The organism is Streptomyces malachitofuscus (genome assembly GCF_055571035.1).
Genome location: NZ_JBVIGA010000062.1, coordinates 1 through 8,998, shown reverse-complemented (window position 1 = coordinate 8,998; position 8,998 = coordinate 1). Strand labels below are relative to the sequence as shown.

Genomic DNA, 8,998 nt, shown 5'->3' with positions numbered 1-8,998 from the left:
ATCCGCTCACCGAACACCGGCAAGCCGTCCCACAACTCAAGCCCCATCCCCGCCCACTGCGCCCCCTGCCCCGGAAACACCAACACCGGAGACCCGGACACATCCGCCACACCGGTGAGCAGGGACGCGTGCTCGGTGCCGGCGGCCAGCGCTTCCAAGGCCTGGAAGGTCTCGTCCCGGTTCTCGGCGATCACGACGGCGCGGTGCTCCAGTTGGGCGCGTGTCGTGGCCAAGGAGTGAGACAGCGCGGCCTGTTGCAGGTGCGGGTGGTCGCGCAGGTACTCCGTCAGGACGGTGGCCTGGGCGCGGCGCGCCTCGGTGTTCCTGGCCGACAGCGTGTAGGGCAGAACCGCCGCGACGTCCGCAGCGGTTTCCGGCTGTTGGACTGTGGGGGCCTGCTCCAGGACGACGTGGGCGTTGGTGCCGCTGATCCCGAACGACGACACACCCGCCCGACGCGGACGCTCCCCCACCTCCCACGGCCGCGCCTCCGTCAGCAACGACACCGCACCCGACGACCAGTCCACATGCGGCGACGGCTCATCCACATGCAACGTCCGCGGCAACGTCCCCTGCCGCATCGCCATCACCATCTTGATCACACCCGCCACACCCGCCGCCGCCTGCGAGTGGCCGATGTTGGACTTCACAGAGCCCAGCCACAGCGGTTCCTCGTCGGCGCGGCCGCGGCCGTAAGTGGCGAGCAGTGCCTGGGCCTCGATCGGGTCGCCCAGGGTGGTGCCCGTTCCGTGAGCCTCGACCGCGTCGACGTCGGCCGGGGTGAGTCGGGCGCTCGTCAAGGCAGCGCGGATGACGCGTTCCTGGGAGGGGCCGTTGGGCGCCGTCATGCCGTTGGAAGCGCCGTCCTGGTTGACGGCCGACCCTCGTACCACGGCCAGCACCCGGTGTCCCTTGGCCAGCGCGTCCGACAGCCTTTCCAGTACGAGGACGCCGACGCCCTCGGCCAGGCTCATGCCGTCGGCCGCCGCGGCGAACGGTTTGCACCGGCCGTCCGCGGCGAGGCCACGCTGGTTGCTGAAGCCCAGGAACTGGACCGGGGTCGACATCACCGACACGCCACCGGCGAGCGCCAGGGAGCATTCGCCGGAGCGGAGGGACCGGGCCGCGAGGTGCAGGGCGACGAGGGAGGAGGAACACGCCGTGTCGACGGAGACGGCCGGTCCGGTCAGGCCCAGCGCGTAGGCGATCCTGCCGGAGACGACGCTGGCGGAGGCGCCGGTGGTGAGGTGCCCCTCGTACCCTTCGGGGACCTGCTCGAGGGACCAGCAGTAGTCGAGTCCGTAGCAGCCGACGAAGACGCCGGTTCGGGTGCCTTTGAGGGCGCCGGCGAGTCCGGCGCGTTCGACCGCCTCCCAGGAGGTCTCCAGGGCCAGGCGCTGCTGGGGGTCCATGGCCAGGGCCTCGCGGGGCGAGATGCCGAAGAACTCCGGGTCGAAGTCGGCCGCGTCACGCAGGAAGCCGCCGCGGCGCGTGTAGGTCTTTCCGGGCCGGTCGGGCTCGGGGTCGTACAGGTCGTCGAGATCCCAGCCCCGGTCGTCGGGGAAGTCGCCGATGGCGTCGCGGCCGGTGTGGACGAGGTCCCACAGGTCTTCGGGCGAGCGCACTCCGCCGGGGTAGCGGCAGGCCATCCCCACGATCGCGACGGGTTCGTGTTCGGCCGCCTCGGCCTCGCGCAGGCGGGTACTGGTCTCGTGCAGGGCCTTGGTCACCTGGCGCAGATAGTCGCGCAGTTCCCGCTCGTCAGCCACGGCCGAACTCCCTCCGGACAAAATCGAGAACCTCGTCGTCGGTTGCGGTGTCCAGGTCGGTGGTCTGCGGCGCGGAGGTCTCGGGAGGAGTCTGTCGGTCGCGGAGCCTGGACAGGAAGCCGGCCACCTGGGCGGTGAGGTCGGCCAGTTCGTCGCCGTCGAGGTCGAGGCGCCTGGTCGCCACCTCGACGCGTTCGAGTGCGGTGCGTGCGGCGGCCGCGGTCGTGGGAACGGGGTCGGCGCCGGTGCCCAGGGTGTCGGCCAGGGTCGTGCGCAGGCGCTCTGCCAGGTCGGCGGCGGTCGGGTGGTCGAAGACCAGCGTGGCGGGCAGGTCGAGTCCGGTCACGGCGGTGAGCCGGTTGCGCAGGGTGACGGCCGTCATGGAGTCGAAGCCGAGTTCCTTGAAGGCCCGTCCGGGTTCGACGTCCTCGGCGGAATGGTGTCCGAGGACTGCGGCGACCTGTCTGCGGACCTCGGCGAGCAGGGTGCGCCGCTGCTGGTCGGCCGGCATCGCGGCCAGCCGGTCACGCAGCGCGACCGCGGTCTGTCGGGCCGGGTGCGCGTCGTCGGTGTCGCCGGTGAGCGGATGTGCGGCAAGCAGGTCGTCGAGGAGCCGGGTGGGCCGTACGGCGGTGTACAGGGGCACGAAGCGGTCCCAGTCCACGTCGGCGACCATCAGCCCGGTCTCGCCGTCGGCCACGATCCGGCGCAGGCAGTCCAGCGCGGTGGCCGAGGGCAGCGGGGGCAGTCCGTTGCGGGCGGAGCGCTCACCGGCCGGGTCGTCGTCCGTCCCGTGGAGGTGCCAGAGACCCCAGCCGATCACCCGTGCCGGCAGGCCTCGTTGGTGGGCGAGCGCCTCCAGGTAGGCGTCGGCGGCGGCGCACGCGCCGTGGGCGGCTCCGCCGAACGTGGAGACGGCGGAGGTGGAGACCACGAACGCGTCGAGGTCGTCGCCCGGCGGTGTCTTCAGAAGGTCCTCCGTCCTCGCGGTGCGTCCGGCGAAGACGCGGGCCAGATCGGCGGGGGTCAGGGAGTCCAGAGGGGCGAGTTCGGTGGCTCCGGGGGTGTGGACGACCGTACGGAAGGGGCCGTTCGCCGGGTCCGTGGTGGCGCGGGCGCCGTGGTCGTCGAGCCAGGCGGTCACGGCGTGGACGAGGGGCCCGTCGTCGCCGGCGACGAGGACGTCTCCGGAGGGCTGCCACAGGGATGGGGGCGGGCCGTCGGCGGGCGCTCTGACCAGGCGTCGGCAGAAGGTGCCCGAGGCGCGGACCGCGATGTGGTCCTCGCCCGCGCTGTCGCCGAGGACGGCGGCGAGGCGCTGCCAGGTGCGCTGGTCGGGGTCCTCGGGCAGGTCGGCGAGGCCACCCCAGCGATGCGGGTGTTCCACGGCGGCGACCCGGCCGAGACCCCAGACGGCGGCCTGGCGGGGGCGGTGTGGTGCGTCGGCGTCGGTGACGGAGGCGGCTCCGGTGGTCAGACACCACAGAGGTGCGTCGCAGGCGAGGTCACCGAGGGCTTGGAGGAGGGCGAGGGTGGCGGTCAGTCCGGCGGTGGCGCGTCCGTGCTCGGGATGCGGGCTCTCGTCCCAGGCGAGCAGGGACACCACTCCGGCCGGCGCCGGGGACTCGGCAAGCGTCCTGGCGAGGCGTTCGGCGACCGTGCCGCGTTCGGCGCGGGCGGCGTCGAGGGTGATGTGGACGGGGACGGCGCCGTGCTCGGCGAGCATCCGCGCGCAGGCCGCGGCCGCGTCGGCCGCCGTCCCGTCGCCGCCCGGCGTCACGATCACCCAGGTTCCGTCGGGGCCTCCGGTCGGAACGGTGACAGGACGCCAGTCCACCCGGTAGCGCAGCGCGTCGCTCTCCCGGCGGGCTCTCCGGCCCTGCCACCAGGCGGACAGCGCCGGCAGGGCGGGGGCCAGGGCGGCGTGGTCCTCGGTGTCGAGGAGCCGTGCCACAGCGTGCGCGTCCTGCTCCTGCACGGCCGCCCAGAAACGGCTCTGCTCCTCGTCGGTGCCCAAGCCGTCGGTGGGGACAGGGCGCAGCCAGTAGGGCCGGTACCGGAAGGCGTACGTCGGCGGGTCGGCGTCGGGGTGGCGGTCGGCGCGCGGGGCCAGGGTGCGGGTCCAGTCGACCGGTACACCGTGGACGTACGCCTCGGCGAGCGAGGCCAGGAACCGGGCCGGGCCGCCGTCGCCCCGGCGAAGGGTGCCGCTGACCGAGCCGTCCACGCCCGCGGTGCGCAGCACGTCCTCGATGCCGACGGTCAGGACCGGGTGCGGGGTGATCTCGATGAACGCCCGGTGTCCGCGGTCCGCGGCCCTGCGTACGGCCTCGTCGAACCGTACGGTCCGGCGCAGGTTGGTCAGCCAGTAGTCGGCATCCAGTCCGGCGGTGTCGTGAGGGTGCCCGGTCACGGAGGAGATGAACGGCACTTGTCCGGTGGCGGGTCGCAGATCGGCGAGCGCGGCGCGCACCTCGTCCGCGATCGCGTCGACGTGGGGTGAGTGGGAGGCGTAGTCGACCTGGATGCGGCGGGCCTCGGGCAGGCGCGCGAGGAGTTCGTCGACCGCTGCGGTGTCGCCGGACACCACGGTCGCGGAAGGGCCGTTGACCGCGGCGACGGAGAGCCGTCCGTGCCATGGCCGGATCAGCTCGCCGGTGCGTTCGGCGGATGCGGTCACGGCGGCCATCGCGCCGGTCCCGCGCAGGCGGACCAGGGCGCGGCTGCGCAGCGCGACGACCTTGGCACCGTCGTCGAGGGAGAGCCCTCCGGCCACGACGGCCGCGGCGATCTCGCCCTGGGAGTGCCCTATGACGGCGTCCGGGCGCACCCCGCACGAGGCCCACAGATGGGCGAGGGAGACCATCATCGCCCACAGTGCGGGCTGGACCACCTCCACGCGGTCGAGGTCGCCGGCGAGGGCGTCCCGCAACGACCAGTCGACGTAGGGCCGCAGGGCCTGCTGACACTCCGTCATGCGGTGGGCGAAGGCGGGTGAGGCGTCCCACAGGTCCAGGGCCATCCCGGACCACTGGGGGCCCTGACCGGCGAACACCCATACTGTCTTGGGCTGTGTCTCGGCGAGCCCCGGGAGAGCGGCGGCGGGCAGTTCCCCGCGGGCGAAGGCGTCGAGGTCGTCCGCTGCCTGCCCGCTGTCGGAGGCGAGCAGGAGGAGCCGGTGGGTGAAGGCGGACCTGGCGTGGAGCGTGTGCGCCGCGGTGGTGAGATCCGGGTGGCGGCGCAGGTGCTCGGCGAGTCGGGACGCCTGGCCGCGCAGGGCCGACGGGTCGCGGGCCGAGAGCGGCAAGGGCGTCGGCGCGCCGGTCAGGGCGGGGGGCGGGGCGGTGCCTTCGGCGGGGGGCGCGGGGTCCGGGGCCTGTTCGAGGATCACGTGCGCGTTGGTACCGCTGGCGCCGAACGCCGACACACCCGCCCGACGGGGCTGCCCGGTCGTCGGCCAGGGCCGGGTCTCGGTCAGCAGTTCCACTCCGCCCCGCGCCCAGTCGACGTGGGGCGTCGGCTCGTCGATGTGCAGGGTACGCGGCAGCGTGCCCTGCTGGATGGCCTGCACCGTCTTGATGACCGCGGCCATCCCGGCCGCCGCCTGGGCATGGCCGATGTTCGACTTCACCGACCCGAGCCACAACGGTGAGCGATCGGCGTGGGCCCTGCCGTACGTGGCCAGCAGCGCCCGTGCCTCGATGGGGTCGCCAAGCGCCGTCCCGGTGCCGTGCGCCTCCACCGCGTCCACGTCGGCCGGTCCCAGCCGGGCGTCGTCCAGGGCTGCTCGGATGACACGTTCCTGCGAGGGCCCGTTGGGTGCGGTGAGTCCGTTGGAGGCACCGTCCTGGTTGACCGCCGAGCCCCGCACCACCGCCAGTACCCGGCGTCCGTGGCGTACGGCGTCCGAGAGCCTTTCCAACATCAGCACTCCGACGCCCTCGGCCCAGCCAGTGCCGTCGGCGGCGGCGGCGAACGCCTTGCACCGGCCGTCGGGGGCGAGTCCTCGCTGCCGGCTGAACTCCACGAACACGCGGGGGGTGGCCATGATCTGCGCGCCGCCCGCCAGCGCGAGGGTGCACTCGCCGCGCCGCAGCGCCTGGCAGGCCAGATGCAGCGCGACCAGGGACGAGGAACAGGCGGTGTCGACGCTGATCGCCGGGCCCTCCAGACCGAACGTGTAGGAAACCCGCCCGGAAGCCGCGGCGGGTACCATGCCGGTGACGACGTATCCCTGGATGTCGGCGGCGGGGATGCGCGGGTCCGCGCCGTACTCCGAGTAGGTGGTACCGACGAACACGCCGGTCAGGCTGCCCCGCAGGGTCTCGGGGTCGATGCCGGCCCGTTCCATCGCCTCCCACGAGGTGTGCAGCAGGAGCCGTTGCTGCGGGTCGACGGTGGCGGCCTCCCGGGGCGAGATCCCGAAGAAGTCCGCGTCGAAGCCCGCCGCGTCGTCGACGAAGCCGCCCTCGCGCTGATAAGTCCTGCCGGGCCGGTCGGGGTCGGGGTGGTAGAGGTCGGGTTCCCAGCCCCGGTCGGACGGGAAGGGCGCGATCGCGTCGCGTTCCTCCACCACCAGCCGCCACAGGTCCTCGGGCCGTCGCACTCCGCCCGGGAACCGGCAGGCCATGCCCACGATCGCGATCGGCTCGTGCGCGGACTCCTCCGCCTCCGTCAGGCGGCGCCGCGCCTGGCGCAGTTCGCCCGTCATCCACTTCAGATGGTCGAGGACTTCGTTCTCGTTGGTCACCGGCCCGGCGCTCACAGCTTCCCGAACTCCTCACGGATGAGATGCAGCATCTGGTCGACGCCCGCGGACGCGAGGTCGTCGTCGGCGTCGGACGCTGTCGCGGCGTCGGCCCACCGGGCAGCGAGCACCCGAAGTCGGCCGGCGATCCGCCGCTGGGCGGGACCGCGCAGTCCGGCAGCCGTCAGATCGGCGTCGATACGGTCGAGTTGGGCGAGGACGTCGGCCTCATCGACGGCCATCCCGCCCAGTTCACCCCGCAGATGCTCGGCCAGGGCCCGTGGAGTGGGGTGGTCGAACACGAGCGTCGGCGGCAGGTCGAGGCCGGTGACGCGGTTGAGCTGGTTCCGCAACTCCACCGCGGACAAGGAGTCGAAGCCGAGGTCCTTGAACGAGCGCCCCGGGGACACCGAGTCGGCCCCCGCGTGTCCCAGGACGCCGGCGGTCCGCGCGCAGACCAGCCGCTCCAGGAGTTCGGACTGCTCGTGGTCGGCGAGCACGGCCAGTTCCCCGCGCAGTTCGGCGCCTCGGCCGGGGCCGGTCTCCTCCGGTGACTCCGCCGTGGCGACCGCCGCGTCCTGTACGTCGGCCAGGTCCGCGATGAGGGGGCTCGGGCGCAGGCCCGTGAACGTCCGGGCGAACAGCTCCCAGTCCACCTCGGCCACCGTGAGGCAGGTCTCGCCCTGGTCCAGCGCACGTTCCAGGGACTTCAGCGCCGTCTCGGGCGGTACGGCGCCCAGACCGCGTCGGCGCAGATGCTCGGCCAGGTCCTCGTCGGCGACCATCCCGGTACCGGCCCACGGGCCCCATGCGATCGAGGTGGCGGGCAGCCCCTCGGCGTGCCGCAGCTGCGCCAGCGCGTCGAGCGTGGCGTTGGCGGCCGCGTAGGCGCCCTGGCGGCCACTCCCCCACACTCCGGCGCTGGAAGAGAACAGCACGAAGTCGGACAGGCCCATGTCCCGGGTCAGTTCGTGCAGGTGGAGCGCGGCGTTGGCCTTGGGGCCGAGCACGTCCTCCAGGTGCTCGGCGGAGATGTCCGCCACCTGTCCGTCGTCGGAGACGCCCGCCGCGTGGACGACGGCCGTCAGACCGTACTCGCGGTGCACGTCGTCCACGAGCCGGGCCAGCGCGTCCCGGTCCCCGACGTCACAGGCCGTCACGGTGGCGGGCACACCGAGCCCCGCCAGTTCTCGCCGCAGGTCGTCGACTCCTGGCGCGTCCGGTCCGCGCCTGCTGGTGAGTACGAGTCGTTCCGCGCCCTTGCGCGCCAGCCACCGTGCCAGCAGCGATCCCAGGGCTCCGGTGCCGCCGGTGATGAGGACGGTCCCGTGGGGCCGCCACGACGTGCCGCCGGCACCGGGCGCCCCGGACGTGCCGGGCGCTCGGGTGAGCCGGCGCAGATACGTGCCGGACGACCGTACGGCGATCTGGTCCTCCCCGCCGGGATCGGCGAGAACGGCGCCGAACGCGGCCAGTTCCTCCGCTCCCGGCTCCTCCGGCAGGTCGACCAGGCCACCCCACCGGTCCGGGTGCTCCAGGCATGCGGCACGGCCCACCCCCCAGGTCTGCGCCTGCACGGTCCGTGACACCGGATCGCCGGGCCCGGTGGACACAGCCCCGCGGGTCACGCACCACAGCGGAGCGCCGACGTCCGCTGCACCGAGGGCTTGCACCAGGGACACCGTCCCGGCCAACCCGCGTGACACGCCCGGGTGTTCGGGGTGCGGGCGCTCGTCGACGGCCAACAAGGAGAGCACTCCGGTCAGCGCGGGCAGCTCCCGGAGATCCGGGTCGTGCCCTTCGCGGAACACGACGTCGGCGTCGGACAGGACGCCGCAACAGGACCGCACCCAGCCGTCGTTGCGCATCCCCTCGGGTACGACCACCAGCCACGCACCGGCCGGTGCGCCTCCGGACCGGCCGGTAGCGGCCTGCCACTCGACGCGGTAACGCAGCCGGTCGAGTTCCGCTTGCTCCTCGCGTCCTCGCCGCCAGGCGGCCAGCGAGGGCAGAACCGCTTCGAGGGCGGTCTTCGGAGCCTGGAGCGTTTCAGCAAGCGCGCCGACGTCGTGCTCCGTGACGGCCTGCCAGAAGCGGCCCTCCTCGTCGGCCGCGCCCTCGTCGGTGACGGGCGTCAGCCAGTACCGGCTGCGCTGGAAGGGATACGTCGGCAGATCCACAACCGCCGTCGGCTCACCGACGACGGCACGCCAGTCCACCGCGGCGCCGCACGCCCACAGCTCCCCCAACCCGGCCAGCACGCTGTCGCGCTCGGTCCTGTTCTTACGCAGGGTCGGTACGGCTGTGACGTCATCACCGCAGGCCTCACGCACCAACGCGGTCAGCACACCCCCCGGACCCACCTCCAGGAAACACCCCACCCCCAACTCCCGCATCGCAGCGACCCCGTCAGCGAACCGCACCGGCCGCCGCACATGCTCCGCCCAGTACTCCGGCGAACACAGCAAACCCTCATCCGCCA

Annotated in this window: 3 protein-coding genes; all 3 read right to left on the bottom strand. The window is 73.4% G+C overall.

Annotation, left to right across the window (positions count from 1 at the left end; translation table 11 throughout):
• Nucleotides 1-1,769 (bottom strand): type I polyketide synthase (locus ACZ44S_RS38975; RefSeq protein ID WP_466938217.1); only part of this gene is annotated, 1,769 nt, incomplete at its 3' end.
• Entirely contained in the window at nucleotides 1,762-6,519 is a 4,758-nt protein-coding gene (locus ACZ44S_RS38970; protein WP_466938220.1) for a type I polyketide synthase, read from the bottom strand. The genes ACZ44S_RS38975 and ACZ44S_RS38970, both read right to left, overlap by 8 nt.
• 11 nt (nucleotides 6,520-6,530) lie before the next feature.
• Nucleotides 6,531-8,998 (bottom strand): SDR family NAD(P)-dependent oxidoreductase (locus ACZ44S_RS38965; RefSeq protein WP_466938215.1); only part of this gene is annotated, 2,468 nt, incomplete at its 5' end.